This is a genomic window from Oribacterium sp. oral taxon 102 (assembly GCF_013394775.1).
In the GTDB taxonomy this organism is placed as follows: domain Bacteria; phylum Bacillota; class Clostridia; order Lachnospirales; family Lachnospiraceae; genus Oribacterium.
The window spans coordinates 1,003,074-1,020,622 of the sequence record NZ_JABXYT010000001.1 but is presented as its reverse complement, the minus strand read 5'-3'; the positions used below and the strand labels follow the sequence as shown (position 1 = coordinate 1,020,622).

General features: G+C 57.4%; 15 protein-coding genes, 1 tRNA gene and 2 pseudogenes. 6 read left to right on the top strand and 12 right to left on the bottom strand.

Annotated features, from left to right (window positions below):
- Positions 1 to 171: 171 nt before the first annotated feature.
- Genes rfbB through mnmA form a run of 3 tightly spaced genes read left to right on the top strand, consistent with a single transcriptional unit; the run spans position 172 to position 3,210 of the window.
- The gene (gene rfbB / locus HW273_RS04690; RefSeq protein ID WP_179010675.1) at positions 172 to 1,206 is read left to right on the top strand and encodes a dTDP-glucose 4,6-dehydratase; all 1,035 of its coding nucleotides are present in this window, start codon (positions 172 to 174) and stop codon (positions 1,204 to 1,206) included.
- Positions 1,203 to 2,087, top strand: a complete 885-nt coding sequence (rfbA, locus tag HW273_RS04685) for a glucose-1-phosphate thymidylyltransferase RfbA (protein ID WP_179010674.1) — start codon at positions 1,203 to 1,205, stop codon at positions 2,085 to 2,087. Before rfbB ends, rfbA begins: the two co-directional genes overlap by 4 nt.
- 37 nt (positions 2,088 to 2,124) lie before the next feature.
- On the top strand, positions 2,125 to 3,210 hold the full coding sequence (gene mnmA, locus HW273_RS04680) for a tRNA 2-thiouridine(34) synthase MnmA (RefSeq protein WP_179010673.1): 1,086 nt from the start codon (positions 2,125 to 2,127) through the stop codon (positions 3,208 to 3,210).
- A gap of 106 nt (positions 3,211 to 3,316) precedes the next feature.
- On the opposite strand, the gene HW273_RS04675 is transcribed toward mnmA, so the two are convergent.
- The 7 genes from HW273_RS04675 to HW273_RS04645 form a co-directional block, all read right to left on the bottom strand.
- Positions 3,317 to 4,867: a bifunctional metallophosphatase/5'-nucleotidase gene (locus HW273_RS04675; RefSeq protein ID WP_179010672.1), complete on the bottom strand. Its 1,551-nt coding sequence runs from the start codon at positions 4,865 to 4,867 to the stop codon at positions 3,317 to 3,319.
- A gap of 94 nt (positions 4,868 to 4,961) precedes the next feature.
- A complete protein-coding gene (gene phnE / locus HW273_RS04670) occupies positions 4,962 to 5,771 on the bottom strand; it encodes a phosphonate ABC transporter, permease protein PhnE (RefSeq protein ID WP_179010671.1) in 810 nt (269 codons plus the stop codon).
- Positions 5,772 to 5,780: 9 nt separating this feature from the next.
- Entirely contained in the window at positions 5,781 to 6,602 is an 822-nt protein-coding gene (gene phnE, locus HW273_RS04665; protein WP_179010670.1) for a phosphonate ABC transporter, permease protein PhnE, read from the bottom strand.
- Positions 6,599 to 7,348, bottom strand: a complete 750-nt coding sequence (gene phnC / locus HW273_RS04660) for a phosphonate ABC transporter ATP-binding protein (RefSeq protein ID WP_179010669.1) — start codon at positions 7,346 to 7,348, stop codon at positions 6,599 to 6,601. Before phnC ends, phnE (HW273_RS04665) begins: the two co-directional genes overlap by 4 nt.
- A gap of 220 nt (positions 7,349 to 7,568) precedes the next feature.
- Positions 7,569 to 8,675: a phosphate/phosphite/phosphonate ABC transporter substrate-binding protein gene (locus HW273_RS04655; RefSeq protein WP_179010668.1), complete on the bottom strand. Its 1,107-nt coding sequence runs from the start codon at positions 8,673 to 8,675 to the stop codon at positions 7,569 to 7,571.
- Between the two features lie 220 nt (positions 8,676 to 8,895).
- Complete coding sequence (locus HW273_RS04650) at positions 8,896 to 9,606, bottom strand: pseudouridine synthase (protein WP_179010667.1); 711 nt, start codon at positions 9,604 to 9,606, stop codon at positions 8,896 to 8,898.
- 2 nt (positions 9,607 to 9,608) lie between these two features.
- On the bottom strand, positions 9,609 to 10,751 hold the full coding sequence (locus HW273_RS04645; RefSeq protein ID WP_179010666.1) for a DUF4317 domain-containing protein: 1,143 nt from the start codon (positions 10,749 to 10,751) through the stop codon (positions 9,609 to 9,611).
- A 429-nt stretch (positions 10,752 to 11,180) separates the two neighbouring features.
- Between HW273_RS04645 and HW273_RS04640 the strand changes: the two genes are divergently transcribed.
- Positions 11,181 to 12,302: a polysaccharide deacetylase family protein gene (locus HW273_RS04640; RefSeq protein WP_179010665.1), complete on the top strand. Its 1,122-nt coding sequence runs from the start codon at positions 11,181 to 11,183 to the stop codon at positions 12,300 to 12,302.
- 259 nt (positions 12,303 to 12,561) lie between these two features.
- Here the strand turns inward: HW273_RS04640 and HW273_RS04635 are convergent.
- The 3 genes and pseudogenes from HW273_RS04635 to HW273_RS11680 all read right to left on the bottom strand — a co-directional run.
- Positions 12,562 to 12,632, bottom strand: a tRNA-Gly gene (locus tag HW273_RS04635).
- Between the two features lie 46 nt (positions 12,633 to 12,678).
- Positions 12,679 to 13,260, bottom strand: coding sequence for a flavin reductase family protein (locus HW273_RS04630; RefSeq protein ID WP_179010664.1), 582 nt, complete (start codon positions 13,258 to 13,260; stop codon positions 12,679 to 12,681).
- Between the two features lie 231 nt (positions 13,261 to 13,491).
- Positions 13,492 to 13,740, bottom strand: a pseudogene (locus HW273_RS11680) (ABC transporter permease subunit); the annotation flags it as partial.
- On the opposite strand from HW273_RS11680, the pseudogene HW273_RS11790 reads away from it, so the two are divergent.
- Both HW273_RS11790 and HW273_RS04615 read left to right on the top strand, forming a co-directional pair.
- Positions 13,740 to 13,919, top strand: a pseudogene (locus HW273_RS11790) (GH36-type glycosyl hydrolase domain-containing protein); the annotation flags it as partial. The pseudogenes HW273_RS11680 and HW273_RS11790 sit on opposite strands and share 1 nt — an antisense overlap.
- A 279-nt stretch (positions 13,920 to 14,198) precedes the next feature.
- On the top strand, positions 14,199 to 15,044 hold the full coding sequence (locus tag HW273_RS04615; protein ID WP_179010662.1) for a pyridoxamine kinase: 846 nt from the start codon (positions 14,199 to 14,201) through the stop codon (positions 15,042 to 15,044).
- A 31-nt stretch (positions 15,045 to 15,075) separates the two neighbouring features.
- On the opposite strand, the gene HW273_RS04610 is transcribed toward HW273_RS04615, so the two are convergent.
- Together HW273_RS04610 and HW273_RS04605 are read right to left on the bottom strand one after the other, a co-directional pair.
- Complete coding sequence (locus HW273_RS04610; RefSeq protein WP_179010661.1) at positions 15,076 to 16,002, bottom strand: carbohydrate kinase family protein; 927 nt, start codon at positions 16,000 to 16,002, stop codon at positions 15,076 to 15,078.
- A 155-nt stretch (positions 16,003 to 16,157) separates the two neighbouring features.
- Complete coding sequence (locus tag HW273_RS04605) at positions 16,158 to 17,498, bottom strand: FMN-binding protein (RefSeq protein ID WP_179010660.1); 1,341 nt, start codon at positions 17,496 to 17,498, stop codon at positions 16,158 to 16,160.
- Positions 17,499 to 17,549 lie beyond the last annotated feature (51 nt).

Here is a 17,549-nt window from a genome sequence, read left to right as displayed (position 1 = left end):
TCCGATCTATCGAGATACTATTGCACCATAAAATTTAATATAGCAGATTGCAAATAAATATTCTGTAAAGTTTTACGGAAAATTAAAAAAATCAAAAAAAAACCTTACGACTGCCCTAAGGGCAGCTTTTATGCTACAATCAGCAGAAGAAAACGCTTAGGAGGAATACTCATGACTATTATCGTAACCGGCGGCGCCGGGTTTATCGGAAGCAACTTCGTCTTTCTGGAGCTTGCAAAGCACCCGGAGGATCGCATTGTCTGCGTGGATGCGCTGACCTATGCCGGAAATCTGTCTACATTGAAGAGCGTGCTCGACGAGCCGAATTTCCGCTTCGTGAAGCTGGACATCTGCAACCGGGAGGGCGTATACCGTCTCTTCGAGGAGGAAAAGCCGGACATGGTCGTGAACTTCGCGGCAGAGTCCCATGTGGATCGCTCCATCGAAAATCCGGAGATTTTCCTCCAGACCAATATCATCGGCACGGCAGTCCTGATGGATGCCTGCCGGAAGTACGGAATCCGGCGCTATCATCAGGTTTCCACGGATGAGGTCTACGGAGACCTGCCGCTCGACCGTCCGGATCTCTTCTTCCACGAGGACACGCCGCTCCACACCTCGAGCCCCTACAGCTCCTCCAAGGCGAGCGCAGACCTGCTCGTCATGGCATATCACAGAACCTTCGGACTGCCGGTCACGATCAGCCGCTGCTCCAATAACTACGGTCCCTATCAGTTCCCGGAGAAGTTGATCCCGCTGATGATTGCCAATGCACTCGCCGACCGGAAACTTCCGGTCTACGGAGAAGGACAGAATGTCCGCGACTGGCTCTATGTGGAGGATCACTGCAAGGCGATCGACCTGATCCTCCGGAAGGGCAGCGTCGGCGAGGTCTACAACATCGGCGGACACAATGAGATGAAGAATATCGAGATCGTGAAGCTGATCTGCGAGACGCTCGGGAAGCCGGAGAGCCTGATTGAGCATGTCACCGACCGGAAGGGACACGACCAGCGCTACGCCATCGACCCGACAAAGATCCACAGCGAGCTCGGCTGGCTGCCGGAAACCATGTTCCGAGACGGAATCAAGAAGACGATTCAATGGTATCTCGACAACCGTGAGTGGTGGGAGAATATCATCTCCGGTGAGTACCAGAACTATTACGCCGAAATGTATGGGAAGAAGGAGGTTCTGGATCGATGAAGGGCATTGTACTCGCAGGCGGCTCCGGCACCCGTCTCTATCCGCTCACCATGGTAACCAGCAAGCAGCTCCTGCCGGTCTATGACAAGCCGATGGTCTACTACCCGCTGTCCACACTGATGCTTGCCGGCATTCAGGACATCCTGATCATTTCCACACCGGAGGATACACCGCGCTTCGAGGCGCTGCTCGGTGACGGCAGTCAGTTCGGCGTCCGTCTGTCCTACAAGGTACAGCCGTCTCCGGACGGACTCGCACAGGCGTTCACGCTCGGAGAGACGTTCATCGGTTCGGATGCCTGCGCGATGGTGCTTGGCGACAATATCTTCTACGGCAACGGCTTCGGCAGGATCCTGCGAACCGCTGCGGCAGACGCGGAGGCGGGACGCGCCACGGTCTTCGGCTACTATGTCAATGATCCGGAGCGCTTCGGCATTGTCGAATTCGACGCAGCGGGCCGCGCAGTTTCGATCGAGGAGAAGCCGGCGCAGCCGAAGAGCAACTATGCCGTAACCGGTCTCTACTTCTACCCGGCGGGCGTCAGCGCGAAGGCGCATACGGTACAGCCCTCTGCGAGAGGCGAGCTCGAGATCACGTCGCTGAATGAGATGTATCTCAGGGAAGACAGACTCAATGTACAGCGCCTCGGTCGCGGCTTCGCATGGCTCGATACAGGGACAATGGCGAGCCTTCTGGAGGCAGCGGAATTCGTTCATACGATCGAGGAGCTGCAGGGCATCACGATCTCCGCGCCTGAGGAAATCGCCTACATCAACCGCTGGATCGACAGGGAAATGCTGCTGCGCTCCGCAGAGCGCTACGGCAAAAGCCCCTACGGGCAGCACCTGCGCGCTGTCGCGGAGGGGAAGGTGAAGTATTAAGCGGTATATCCGCGGAAAAGAGGAGAAAAACAGCCCAATGGCAAAAAAAGCATTGATCGCCATGAGCGGCGGCGTCGACAGCTCCGTCGCCGCCGCGCTGATGAAGGAGCGGGGCTATGACTGCATCGGCGTCACGATGAAGCTCTATTCGGGAGAGGATGCAGGCGGCTGCCGGAGCAATACCTGCTGCACCGCCGAGGACGCCGCCGATGCCCGGCAGGTCGCCGATGCGCTGGATATTCCCTTCTATGTTCTGAACTTCACAGACGATTTTCAAAAGCAGGTGATCGAGCGCTTCGTGCGCATCTACGAGCAGGGCGGGACACCGAATCCCTGCATCGACTGCAACCGCTATATGAAGCACGAAAAGCTCTACCGCCGCGCGGCAGCGCTTCATTGCGATCTGATCGTCACCGGCCACTATGCCCGCATCGAACAGGATCCTGTGAGCGGCCGCTATCTCCTGAAAAAAGCGAGGAATGCTGCGAAGGATCAGAGCTATGTGCTCTACTTCCTCAGTCAGGAGCAGCTCTCTCACAGCGCCTTCCCCCTCGGAGAGTTCGAGAGTAAGGAGGCAGTGCGCGCCCGCGCGGCGCAGTATCATTTCCTGAACGCCCGGAAGCATGACTCACAGGACATCTGCTTCGTGACAAATGGAGATTACGGAGATTTCATCGAGAAATACCGCAGCGTGCAGTATCCGGAGGGTGACTTCGTGGACGAGGCGGGACACTTACTCGGCAGGCACCGCGGCATCATCCGCTACACCATCGGACAGAGAAAGGGGCTGGGGCTCTCGCTTCCCGCTCCGATGTACGTCGCCGGGAAGGACATGGCAGAGAACCGCGTCATCCTGACAACAGGTTCTCTCCTCTATTCGGACAGCCTCCTCGCCGGGAGCTTTAACTGGATCAAGTATGAGACGCCGCCCGCTGCGCTTCGCGTCACCGCGAAGACTCGCTACAAGGCAAAGGAGGTTCCCGCCACCGCGGAGCCCCTCCCGGACGGCAGCGTCCGCATTCGCTTCGACATACCGGAGCGCGCAATCGCTGCAGGACAGGCGGTCGTCCTCTATGACGGCGAGGACGTCGTCGGCGGCGGGACGATACTGAGAGCGGAGTGAACGGAGAAATTCTCTCCGCCCGCTCCGCTTTTTGCTGCCCTTAGACCGCGTCCGCCTGCCCTGCAGCCGCGTCACAGCTCTTTCCTCCTGAAAATAGATGCGTCCCCTAATATCTCACCGAAAATCGGTAGTTCTCCGGAATCGACAGCTCTCCTGCACGACGAATATACGCGATCAGCAGATCCTGCACATTATCTGCGCCGCTGTAGACCTCGCGTGCTGCTCCCAGCATCGGATAGCCGCCCGTCCCCGTCGCGCGGTAGTTGCTGAGCGCGAGACGGTAGACGTTTCCGCTCTGAAGCTCCGTACCGTCCAGCCTTCTGAGCCGCACCACCCGCTCCCCGGCAGGCTTCCTGAGGTCGAAGGCATAGTCCAGACCGGCATAGAAGTCATAGTTGTAATGCTCGACCTTCGGCTTCATAAAGGCATCGGAGAAGCGCGGCTTCCCCTCCCCGTCCAGCTCCAGATACATCGCACAGCGCTCCAGCGCCGCCCTCAGGCTCTCTCTCGTCACCTCCTTCACGATGATCGTATTCGCGAAGGGGTACGCGGTATAGATGCTGCGGATGCTGAGCTCCCGCGGCAGACCGATCGGTGCGTTGCCGAGCCCTGTGCAGGAGAAATCCGCGCCCGTTTCCAGAAGCTGGATCTGATTGAAGAGTGCCGCCACCCTGCTGCCATGCAGCGCGATCTCCAGCTTATCCTCCGGGGGCAGCGCCGCCGGGAGCCTCCCGATGGTCTCCGAAAGCCATGCTTCTGTCCGCGTTTCCAGCTCGGAAAGCCGTCGGAAGCAATCCGCTCCATGCTTTGTCCCTAACGGCTTTCTCTGACTCCGGAGAATAAGTGCCGTACGCGTTCCGCCCGCAAGCTCTGCCTCCCCGAATATATGGAAGTAATGCTCCAGATTCGCTGCGGGCTGTACGGTATAGCTCCCATAGAGCCGCCTGCCCTCTATCGCCATATGCTGGTGTCCGGTCAGGAGGAGGTCGAAGCTGCAGCGGCGGGCGAGCGCGCAGGCAACGTTTTCCTTTGACTCGCTAAGCCTTCTCCCGCTTTCGAGTTCCTCCTCATATCCTCCGTGATAGATGCAGACCGTCACGTCGCACTGCCCCCGCAGGATTCGCAGCATTTCCTCCGCTTTTTCCAACGGATCCGTGATCTCCAGATCGACGAGATGCGCCGGATCCTCCCAGACCTTGACAGAATCTGTCACCAATCCGGTGATTCCGATCCGAAGCCCATTCTCAAGCGTCCGGATCACATACGGCAGAAGCGGAAGCCCGCCGCGGAGATCTCTGACATTGGCGCAGACACAGTCCGTGCCCTTCTCCTGCAGCGCACAGACATAGTCGCGGAGCGGAGCATAGCCGAAATTGAAGTCATGGTTCCCCAGCGTGAAGCAGTCCAGTCCCGCCTCCCCGAACGCCTCCGCCATCGGCTGGTACGGGAAGTCCTCCCGGTGCTCCAGATAGTAGCTCAGAAGCGGCGTTCCCTGCAGGCTGTCTCCGCCGTCCAGCACCAGCGTATTTCCGGTCTTCACGATCTCCGCCGCATAGTTCAGGATACCGCAGCGCTTCTCCCGCCCGCCGGCATAGTCCACAGGGAAGATGCTGCCATGCACATCCGAGGTATAGTAAATCTCAAAGTTTTTTTTCATTCTATCGCCCTTTTTCCCTGACATCTGTCAAACGAAGAGGCCGCCGCAGTTCTGCGGCAGCCTCCGTCACACAACAAGGCGCCCCTCTCCGCGCTCAGCCTCTCGCCAGCTTTACGCGGATTCTCGTAGAGAGCCACTCCACCAGCAGCACCAGCACGACCAGACCGAGCAGGATCGAGCCTGCCTCGTTCCAGCGATAGCCGTTCATCGCGAAGATCAGCGGCGCGCCGATGCCGCCCGCGCCGACAAGTCCGAGCACGGTCGCATCCCGCAGGTTGATGTCGAAACGGTAGATCGCGGTGGACGCGAAGTTCGGCATGAGCTGCGGCAGGATGCCGTAGCGGATCTTCTGCCAGGTCGTACAGCCCGCGGCATCCAGCGACTCGAGGATCTTCGTGTCCAGATCCTCGATCGCCTCGATATACATCTTGGATACCATTCCGATCGAGGTCAGAGACATTGTCATCAATCCCGCGAAGGGTCCCGGCCCGGTTACCCGGATAAACATAAGCCCATACACAAACGCCGGGACGGTACGAATCGCCATGATGAGGAGCCGTCCCAGAAAGGCGACCGGCTTCGGCGTCAGATTGCTCGCCGAGAGGAAGGCAAGGGGCACGGAAAAAATCGCGCCGACCACCGTGCCCATGAAGGCAATGCAGATGGTTTCGAGAAGGAGATAGGGTACGCCGTTGTTTCCCAGACTGAAAAGCAGCTTCGTATCCGGATGGAGGATGCCGCGCAGGATGTTGCCCGCCATCTTCGCCCCGTTCTGCGTCGTTCCCGCGGTCTCCATCGCCGTCAGGCTCCAGAGCAGCAGTCCGAGGACAATGACGGCAAGCGCCGTATGGTAGACCCAATCCTTCGGGCGGCTCGCATAGGCTTTTTCGATTCTTTCGTTCATATGCCCTCCCTATACCAGCCTCTTCCGCGCATAGCGGCTGATGCTTTCGATCATGAATACCGTTACAAACAGCGCAATCAATATCATGCCGACATTCGGATACTCTCTCCAGCCGAGCTGCTCGTTCAGAATCAGTCCGATTCCGCCTGCGCCGACATAGCCCAGCACTGCCGCATAGCGCACATTTCCCTCGAAATTATAGAGACTGTTGGACAGGAAGCTCGGAAGCACCTGCGGCACGATCGCCGTGAAAAAGGCGCTCGTCTTCGCAGCGCCCATCGCCTCCATTGCCTCGAAGGCCCCCATATCCACCGTCTCGATCTCCTCATAGAGGATCTTCCCGATATAGGAAAAGGAGAAGACCGCGATAGCGATCGTTCCGGCAATGGTTCCCAATCCGAAGATAAAGGTTGCGATCAACGCCATGACCAAGGTCGGCAGCGTCCGTACAATGCTGAACAAGAGACGCACCAGGCTGACTGCCACTCGATTCCTGCAGACATTTGTCGCCGCCAGCATTGCGAAGGGAACCGAAAGCAGAGAGCCGAGCGCCGAGCCGAGCAGAGACATCTTGATGGTATCAAAGATCGGCCCCCAGATCTTCGCGAGGTAAGAGGGCTCCGGCGGGAACATCTGCCCCAGGATCACGAAAAACTGACTGCCTCTCCGAAGCAGCACGGAGAGCTCGAAGCCCGTAACCTTCACGGAGAGCGCCGCAAGCAGCAGGATGAGAAGCGCATAGAGCGGCGCTCTGCTGCGCCGCTCGCACAGCTCCTTTCCATTCGGCAGGCGGTAGCGCTTCGGCGGGAAAAGCCTGTCGTAGAGACTCATGCCTGCTCCTTTCCGCCCTCATAGATCAGCCGGAGCACATCCTGGTCAACCTCCCCCGCAGGGCCGTCATAGACGATCTCCCCGCTGCGGATGCCGATCACGCGGTCACAGTAGCCCAGCGCGAGATCTACATGATGGATATTCAGAAGGATGGAAATCTTCATTTCCTGATTGATCCGTCTGAAATCGTCCATCACCTGCTTCGCAGTAAGCGGATCCAGCGCCGCCACCGGCTCGTCGGCGAGGATGATCTGCGGGTTCTGTGCCAGCGTCCGTGCCAGCGCGACCCTCTGCTGCTGTCCGCCGGAGAGCTGATCTGCCCGCACGAACGCCTTATCCAATATGCCGACCTTGTCCAGCGCCTCCAGCGCCTTCATTTTCTCTTCCTTTGTATAAATGCCGAAGGCGGAACGAAAAAAGGGCATATCCGGCACGAAAGCAGTCAGGACATTCCGGATCACTGTCGTCCGGGTAATCAGGTTGAAGGACTGAAAAATCATTCCGATCCTCCTGCGGAAGCGGCGGAGACTCCTCCCGGACAGCGTCATCACATCCACCTCATCCACGGTCAGCCTGCCGCTCGTCACATCGTGCATACGATTAATGGTACGGATCAGGGTCGACTTCCCTGCGCCGGACAGACCGATGATCGCTACGAACTCCCCCTGCTCAATACAAAGATTTACATGCTTCAGCCCCTCATAGCCATTCGAGTACTTTTTCCCAACATCCTCAAACTTAATCACGCTATACTCCCGTCCATAAATGCATTGCCCCCATGCGGCACCAGCCGCCGTTCTTCACGAAACGCCCGGCCATCTGTCAGGAAGCCCTGAAAAGCACAGCGTACCCGAACGCCTGCAGTATGCTCTGTCTTTCAGCGTTTCCTGTCCAAAGCCATAACCGTTCCGGCAAAGCCGATAGAAAAAAGGAGGAGCCGCTCTGGACTCCTCCCATCCGCCCTGCTTACTTCGCACGAAGCTCCTGAATGATCTTCTGTGCCTCACGCTCAGAGTCATAGTCAGAATCCTTCGCAATCTCATAGCCCTTGTGACTGTAGATCTTGATGACATCCTTGCCGGCGTCGGTCTTGCCGATATTGATGAAGGCCTGCTGCAGCGCCGCCTTGAAGTCATCATCCATCACAGCGGAGGTTCTGGAAACAGAGATCGTATCATTGTAGATCCCCGGTGTCACGCCGATCACATCCGTATCATCCCAGATGGAATTCGTCATGGCATATTCCTTCTGCCACTTCTCCGCATTGTCGCGGCGGGCATCCGCATAGGTGCAGAGCACATCGATCTGTCCCTGCGCAAGACGGGCAAAGGCGGTACCGTAGGAATCGCACTGTACGGCATGGGAAAGATCCGTGATATTCTTGCCGAACCTCTGCTGGATCCAGAGCGCCGGATAGATGTAGCCGGCAGAGGAGGTCGGGCTCATGATGCCCCAGTTCAGACCGTCGAAGTCCTCCCAGCTGAGCTCCGTACCGTTGTTCACCTTCGCGGCAACAGCGCGTCCTGCCTCAGACGGTCCTGCGATCATCAGCGCGCGGTAGAAGGTTACCTGCTGATCCGAGGCCTCCGTCGGCTTGTTCTGGTTCCAGACCTTCGGATCATCGTCATCGATGGAAAGTCCGTCCCGCGTCGCCGTGAGGATCACCTCTGCGCCGTCGTCATAGAGGACATAGGTGCCGCCCGGAATGAAGCCGACATCGATCGTGCCTGCCGTGAGCCCCTCTCCGACCGCCTCGTAATTCGTGCCTACGGTAATGTTGACATTCTTGACATCATAGCCGAGCGGAAGCAGCTCCTGCTTCAGCATATCCTTGAGCGGCTCGGTCACCGTGACGATCTCCTCCGGCTCACGGGACGGAACGAACGCAACCTGCAGCGTATCGATCGTCTTGACCTCCTTCGCTGTCTCCGCGGACTCCTTGGCGCTCTCAGACGCTGCCTCTGCTGCAGACTCCGTCACAGCCGTCGTCTCTGCCGCTTCCTTGCTTCCGCAGCCTGCCAGCACGGATGCCGCCATGCTGCCTGCCAGAAGAACTGAAAGAACTTTTCTCATAAGCTTCCTCCTAATTGTCCCCTTCCGGGACGTTGCCTTAACCCGCGGCTTTTCTCCGAAAAGCGCAGTAATTATTATAGCGGGATTAAACAGGATATTCAAGCCTCATATATACGAGTTCCTGATAGCCTGCCGTCTCGTTCCGTCCCGTTCCGAAGGCAGCATTCCCTGCCGTCCTTACACCTTATCCATTTCTGATATTCCATCGCTTCCCCTTTTCTCAGAGCACAGCCAGCTCCTCCTGCCGGAGCCTCCGGTATTCCCCCGGTCTGAGGCTCTCGTCCAGACGAAGCGCCCCGATCGAGAGGCGCTTCAGGTAGAGAACCTGCTTTCCGCCTCCAAGCGCTGCCACCATTTTCTTGATCTGGTGAAACTTCCCCTCCTGTATCGTCACGAGAATCTCCGAGCTCTCCTCCCCGGCGGTGAGGATCTCCAGTCTCGCGGGACGCGCGGTCAGCTCTGTATCATAGCGGATTCCCGCGGCGAAGCGCGCGCTGTCCTCCGCCGTCGCCTTCCCGCTGATGCGGGCGAAATACTGCTTATCCACCTGTTTTTTCGGAGAGAGCAGCCGATGCGCGAGCTGTCCGTCATTCGTCAGGAGGAGGAGTCCCTCCGTATCCCTGTCCAGCCTTCCGACCGGAAAAAGGTCTCTCCGCTTCTCCTCCCCGATCAGATCCACGACCGTCTTCTGCTTCCGATCCTCGCTCGCCGAGATTACCCCTGCAGGCTTGTTCAGCATGAAATACTGCAGCTCCTGATATTCGACGCACTTCCCCCGGCAGATCACCTCCGGCTGCTCCTCCGGCGAAAGCAGAAAGCCCGGATCTCGGATCGTTTCCCCATTTACCGTGACCTGCCGGTTTCGAATCGCCTTTCTGAGCTCGCTCCGGCTGGCGACGTTCATATCGGATAAAAACCGATCCAGCCGCATTTCTAGCTCTCCTCCGCGCTTCGCATCCGGATCCGGATTCCGTTCACCTCGATATTGTCAGAAACCGGAATCAGGAGGTACTCCCGTCCGTCGAGGATACGGGTTTCCACAATGTCGGAAGCCTCCGCCTTGACGTTCAGCTTCACATTGTCCGACTTCACCACGAGACTCCGGCTGTCCGTCACATTTTCCGCGAGGAGCGGCGAGGAATCCTCCCCCATTGCCTCCTCATAGATCACCTCAAATTTCCGGAGCTGCTCCTCTCCCGCGCCGTTCTCCGCGAGCAGCCGCCGAAGCTCCGGCTTCCCGACTGCGGCGGGACTCTCACTCTCTGCCGCATCCCGAATCATCTGCTGCAGGCTGTCCGAAATGTTCTTTACCGCCTCGAAATCGCAGTCCCGATCCAGCGTCGTCTCAATCAGATCGCGGAAAACATTCTGCTGCTCCGTCTCCGCTCTCGGAAGCTCCGTTCCCAGAATCCCTCTGGCAAGCTCCTCGTGCCGTTCCTTCGGATTCTTCGCATAAAACAGGGTCTCATGGAGATCCGTACTGCGTTCATTAAACGAGGGAAAGAGGAATGCCGCATCCGGCTTCTGCACCGCCCAGTCGTCGGTACGGCTCAGAAAGGTTCCCGCCGCGCGGTCATAGCAGAGCCCCTCGCGGAGCAGCGTCACCGGGCAGATAAGACAAAGCAGGAAGCGATAAACCTCCTCGGAGGCATCCTCCATCGTCAGTCCGTCCGTCGTCTTTTTCGGAATGTCGTAGACACCATGTACCAGTACGATCAGATATTTCCCCGGAAGCTCTGCGCTTCCGATCACGCGGTCAAAAAATTCCTGCACCAGCGCGTCGTCCTTCAGCGCGCTTTCCCGGAGACGATAAAGGAATTCCTGATGCCCGCCTGCCTGCTCCTCTGCCAGCGGAAACGCTACATTAAACAGATTCCGGCCGAGCTTCCCTGAGAGCGCGCGGCGGAACAGCTCGCAGTACTTCGCCATCTCCTCATCCTGCAACGCCAAAAAGGTATCGTGCAGCGTCTCCAGCTTCTCCCCCTCTTCATTGACATAGCAGGCACGCATCCAGTCAATCCGGCAATCGTTCTTATTAAAACATTTTTTGACCTCGTTTATCGCTTTTTTATCCATTCCTCTATTCCTCTTTATTTCCTTACAAGTTCCTTAAATCCAAAAATCCCGTGAATTTTATGATATGATTAGACCGGTAAAAATTATAAATTATTTTGTCGCTTTTTCATGATATACTATCTGATAAAGATTTAAAAGGGGAAGTTTTCCAGTCTTCCCCGGACAGGAAGTGGAATGGAAAATCTCAGACGAGCAACACAGCAAAGAGATCCCCGGATACAGCCCACACGCGGGGAAACGCAGGGTATGCGCCCCCGAAGCAGTCATCCCGGAGCGAGGCAGGGCGATTCCGGACGGGGAACGACAGGTCGGTACAGCAGCTCTCCCTCTCTCCGGGGACGAAGAAATCCGAATCCGAACGAGGAACGCCGCAGGGCTGCACAGCGCGCTTATTTAAAAAGAAGGAAGCAGCTTGCCCGCAGGAACCGCATGATACTGCTTTTCGTCCTTTTTATGCTGCTTTTGCTGAGCTTTCGTGCCGCGGCGGGGATCCTCGGCTATATCGAAGCCAGCCGGGAAGCGCAGCGCGGAAGCAAAGAAACGATAGAGACTGTGGAAAATTCCGCACAGGGAAAGCTCGCTGAGGAGGTTCCGAGTCTTGCTGCAACTGCAGCGGCTGCGGCTGTTCCGGCGGAGTCGGATGCGACGCTTCCCGCAGAGAGTGCAGCTGCACCCTCCTCCGGTGCAGGAGATGGAGAGCTAGACAGCTCTGACCCGACGCACATCCTCTCCGGCGGACGCTATATTGACAGCACGAAGCCGATGATCGCCTTCACCTTCGACGACGGCCCCAAGACGGAAATCGAGCAGCAGCTGACCGATGCGCTGGAGCAGGTCAACGGCAGAGCTACCTTTTTCCTCATCGGAAACCGGACAGGCAGCGCAGCAGAGCATGTGAAGCAGATGTCGGAGCACGGTCATGAGATCGCCAATCATTCCTGGGATCATGATACCAAGATGAATAAAAAGGACGTAGATTATATCCGGAATGAATTCACCAAAACGGATGAGACGCTTCAGAGCATCACCGGAAAGGAAGTGCTCCTCTATCGCCTTCCGGGTGGAAATATCTCAGATAATGTCCGCACCGCTCTGAAAAAGCCGATGATCTACTGGTCCATCGACACCGAGGACTGGAAATTCCGCCGTGCCGACCATGTTATCTCCGAGATCCGCGGCAAGGTGCATGACGGCGACATTGTCCTGATGCATTCTCTCTATCAGAGCACGGCAGATGCCTGCAAGACCCTGATTCCGGAGCTCGCCGCACAGGGCTACCAGTTCGTAACTGTCTCCGAGCTGATCGCACTCCGCGGAGAGGGTGTCACCGGAGGAAACGGCAAGCAGTATAAGAAATTCCCCCCGCTCGCAGCGCCGTCCGCCTCCGGCGAAACAGCCGCAGCCGAAACGACGGCAGTGCCCCCAACCGATACAGCGCCGGCAGAGAACGTTTCCGCTGAAAGCACCACCGCTGAAACGACACGGGAGAGCACAGCCGCCGCTCCGCTCTCCGCAGACACTATCCTCGTAGGACCGGGCGCAGGGCTGTAAGCCGTTTCGCCATCTCACATCTATATTATTAAACACAGATGGTGAAGAGCCCTTCTGACCGACGGGTATCTTCACCACAAATCCCCATGCCGAAAGCTTCGGCACCACCGATCCTATAAGTCCTGTGCGCTGCTCCGCTGCTTCGCAGCTTTCGCAGCGCTAATGCAGCGGCGAGTACGCCATTAAAGCGAGCACACCAAGGCATCAAAAAAGCTCGGATTTACGCCGTTTCTGACGTATTTCCGAGCCTTTTTCCTACAGCGGATAACGGGAGTCGGACCCGCCTCCTCAGCTTGGGAAGCTGATGTACTACCGATGTACTATATCCGCAACAAATATATTCTAACACGACTCCCCGGTTTCTGGCAATAGTTTTTTATTTTTCCTCACGCTTTCTTTTCCGCACCGAATAGCCGAAGCTGCCGAGCAGCTCTCCGAGTGCATAATATTCTCCATGGGAATACGCCATGAGATCCACCTTCTCCATGCGAAAGCCGCCCTTCTTGTCCATATAGCGTTCCTCCACCTGCACCGCCACGACCTCCGCGAGGAACATGTCGTGACTGCCCAGCGGAAGCACCTGCGTCACTCTGCATTCAATGGAGACCGGCGCTTCTTCCACGGTCGGTGCAGAGATCATGCGGCTCTCGCCCTCATGAAGTCCTGTCGCCTCCCATTTATCCAGCTTGCGCAGCGTCGTACAGCCGCAGAAATCCACGGCTCGCGCCATGGCGCGGCTCGGAAGGTTAATAACGAATTCTCCGCTCTCCCGTAAGATCGCATAGCTCGCCCTCTCCTTCCGCACAGAGATATACGCCATGGGCGGATCCGAACAGACGGTGCCCGTCCATGCTACGGTAATCAGATTGCTCTGCCCATCTTTCCCTCTGCAGCTGACCAGCACCGCCGGTACCGGATAAACAAAATTTCCCGGCTTCGGGAAGCAGATTTTCGACATCTTCTCTCCTCCAAGGGCTTCCCCCTCATGAAGCGCAGCCCCTCTCCGAAATTCCCTCTCTTTCCCCAAGGCACCCGTCCGACAGCTAAGCGATTCCCATGATCCGTGAGGAAGATAGTATTTATCATACCACAAAAGCGGCGCAGATGGCAGATGCTTTTATTTGCAATTCGCCGAAATTTCATTTCAAATTCACAGCAATCGTTTCTGTTTCAGCGAATGACTTAACGGAACGAAGGCAAAGATCGCCTGCACTGCGACCGCCGGCTTCATCAGCGGCAGCACGATCCTGTTGAAGATATGCAGTTCTCCCGCGCCATTGATCCGCGCCGCCTCCACGAGAGACAGCGACAGTACGCTTTCCACCCGCTTCATCCGGCCGACGAGCTGCACGAAGCCAAGCGCCATAACCTGCTCCGGGAGCATCAGGATGAGGGTGAGCATGAATTTTTTCAGGCGGAAGGCATAGGCATGAATCGCACCGCCTGCCGCTGATCGGGAGAGCCGACCGGAACGACTGTCTGAATCTGAACTGCTCCTCGGAAACGCCGGGTGAGAGCTTCCAGACCACAGGACCGAGCGAGGGATCAATCGCGGAGTCCGTCTTCATTGCCGGAATGTTTTTGAAATACGGAAAGGAATTCGCTGTGTTGACGAAGAATGTCTCGAGAGGAATCTGCTCCCGAGCGAACGCCTCCTCGGGAAGCGGGAGCTGTCCGTCCGCGTTGTGATGGGCTGACAGAATTTTCCGAGCCTTTCCTTCTTTCCGAAGCTCGTTTATAATGGTTGTATTGCAGAAGCGCGATCCGCCAATGACACCTTGCCTCGAATCCCTCCGTGTTTCTTCAGGGAAACACGGATTAAATCAGGGAAGCCACATGTCCATGGCATACGGATCGTAAATAACGCCATCCCAAAAGCCTCGGAAAGGAAATCTCATGCCTAAGGTTGTCACCATACAGGATCTCTCCTGCTTCGGGAAATGCTCCCTCACCGTCGCTCTGCCGCTGCTCTCCGCCATGGGCGCGGAGACCGCGGTGCTCCCAACCGCAATTCTCTCCACGCACACGCTATTTCCGGGAGCGCACTGTATGAGACTCGATGCGGCGCTTCCGAAAATCAGCGAGCATTGGAGCAGCCTCGGGCTCCGCTTCGATGTGATCTACAGCGGCTACCTCGCCTCCGAGTCACAGGTTCGCTTCGCGATCGACTTTTTCCGCTGTTTCTCCGACAACACCCCGCTTCGCTTCGTGGATCCCGCGATGGCAGACAACGGGAGACTCTATTCCGGCTTCTCCCCCTCCTTTCCTGCTGTAATGGCGCAGCTCTGCGCCGCCGCGGACATCATCGCGCCGAATCTGACCGAGGCGGCGCTGCTCTCCGGCATAGCATACCGGGAAAGCTATGACGAGGACTACCTCCGGGACGTCCTGGAGGCGCTCATACCTCTCGGCACGAGACAGGCGATCGTCCTGACCGGCGTTTCCGCCGAGGCAGGACGAACCGGTGTGTACGGTCTGGATCTCCGTTCGCATGAATTCTTCTCCTACAGCCATGAGAAGTGCGGCGCAGGCTATCACGGTACCGGGGATATCTTCTCCAGCGTCACGGTCGGCGCACTCGCGAAGGGGCTTCCCCTGCGGCAGTCACTCTCGCTCGCCGCAGACTTCACCGTTTCCTGCATCAAGGCAAGCCAAAGCCAGGGGCGAGACAGCCGCTGCGGCGTATGCTTCGAGCCCGAAATCCCGATGCTGCTCGCAAAGCTGTCCGCCGCCGGCGTATAGGATCAGGAGCACGGGACAATCTCTTAATCTCTCATAGTCCCAGCTCCGCCGGCAGGAAACGCGGGCAGACATTCTCCTTCGTGCTGATGACAGAGGAGGCGAGCCGTGTTCCGATCCCGCAGGATTCCCGCAAAGTCTTCCCGTAGGTGAGACCGATTGCGATTCCCGCGAAGAAGGCATCTCCTGCTCCAGCCGTATCCACGACACTGACCCGCGTCGCCGGGCAGAAGCCGTACTCGCCGTTTTCCTCCGCATAGACGGCGCCCTTCTCCCCCATCGTCACCACCATCTTCGGGATCCTCGCGAGCTTCACCTTCTCCTTCATGACGGCAGCGAGCCGCTGTCCATCCAGATCCTCATAGTTCTCGGAAAACAGGAGCCCTGCCTCCTGATCGTTACAGACAATACAGCCGGTCTGCTTCAGGAGATCTCTTCGCTCCATCGCGATGGACATATTCGAGACGACCGCATAGACGGTCTTCCCATACTTTGCCGAAAGCTCGAAAATCCGCTTCAGAAGCGCGGCCTCCATATCGATCTCCACCACCACGCTGTCCGCGCCGCTGATAATCTCATCTCCCGATTCCTCCAGCACACTCGCTACGGCAGATAGATCCGGGCGCTTGGAAATGGAGGCCGCCACGTCTCCCTCATTGTCAAAGATCACCAGCCAGGTACCGAGCCCGCCCTCGACGCGCCGGATATAGCGCGTATTCACCTTATGCCGGTTCAGCTTCTGCACGACCTCCTCCCCCATGCCGCTGTTATCCACGACGCTGACGAAGGTCGGCTTCAGCTCCACATTCGCGATATCCTCCACGACATTCCGGCTGACTCCGCCATGTACCTGCAGAACCCTTCCGACATTTCTGCCGCCCGGATTGAACTGCGCCATAGGATAGCCCTTGATATCCACAAATACCGCGCCGAAAACGACGATCCCATTTCTCTTTCCCATCTCAGCCTCCCTATCCTTTTCCAGAAACCGATTTCATATTTTAGCACTCTCCGCTCTCTGATTTTCCCCTCTTTTGCCATCATCCGTCTCCGGATTCCGGGGAAACAGTAAAAGACGGACTCCCGCAGGAGCCCGTCCGGAATGTCTGTGCCGAATCACTGCTTCGCAGCCGAAACGATCAGAGCGATATAGTTGGTCGTATCTGCCAGAGTAGAGCCGGATACAGCGTCTGCCGCATTGTCCTTGCCGGCAAGTACCTCCGCATCCGCGATGCTGTGTCCGTTCACCGCGTTCTCGATGAGCTGGTAGCCCTCCGCGATATGATGGGTCGCCTTCGCCTTCTCTGCCATCAGTGCACTGTAAAAAGCATCATTCACCCTCTTGGAGATCAGCGTCTTCCCCGCCGCGAGGCCGTTCTTAAACTCATCATCTGTATACGGAATCGGGGTGATACCCTGCGCGTCTGCATCTACAAACTGGAACTCATCCAGATAGCTGTCAATGATATTCTCACCATCCGTCAGAACAGCCGCTGTAGAGAAGCACTTTGTGCCGTGTGCAGCACCGAGAATCACCTTCAAATTCAGCTTATCCAGCTCTCCGTCATAGGAAACAACCGGATTCATCTGTGCGGCCTTCGCTGCATCCACGATAGCCTGGATGTAATATCCGGTATTCTTTAGCGTCGCGCCGGATACGGCATCTACGGCATCCTCCTTCCCGGCAAGCGTCTCGAGCTCTGCCAGAGTCTTTCCGGCTACAAACTTCTGTATCGTATCGAAGCCGTCCGCGATGTCATGGGTAGACTGCGCATACTGCATCATCTGATCGCTGTAGACACGATTGTTCTCCCTCTTCGAAGTAAGAACCTGTCCTTCTGCATAGCCCGCGCCGAAGTCCGCGTCGCTGTTCGGCACACCGACGATCCCCTCGGTATCTGTCGGCATAAACTGGAATTCGTCAATATATGCCGCTACCACTGTATCATCCTGCACGACCGCCACGGTCTGTATGAAGCCCTTGGAGGACTTCGGCGCGGTATATGCCTCCCCAATTGACAGCCCGTTCTCACCGACCGTCTTTTCTGCTGCAGCTGTTGTCGCCTCTGCCGTGATAGAAGAAGTCTCGGAAGCCTCTGTCGCAGGCTCCTCCCCAAGAGCCGCCTTCACGGCATTCTTTGCCGCGGTGCTGGTAACCGTCGCGCCGGAAACGCCGTCGATCTGCGCGCCGTTCGCGCTAACGATCTGCTTCTCCAGCTCCGCAAGTGCCTTCCCGCCGATATCAGGGGTCTCGCCGTCTCCCGTGAGCTTCGCCTCCGTGATCTTGCCGCCCACTCTGCTCAGGCTGACGCTGACCACCCCGCCGAAGCCCTCCGCAGAGCCGGTCAATGTCTCCGCCTCCGCTGCGGCCGCAGTGCTCTCTGCTGCCTTGCTGCCGCAGGCTGCAAGAGAAAGCCCCAGGGCGGCAATCGCTGCTGCTGTCAGAATTTTCTTCATAATCCTCTCTCCTTTTCAGATGGCAGTCCCCCCGCCATCCCTTTTTAATAG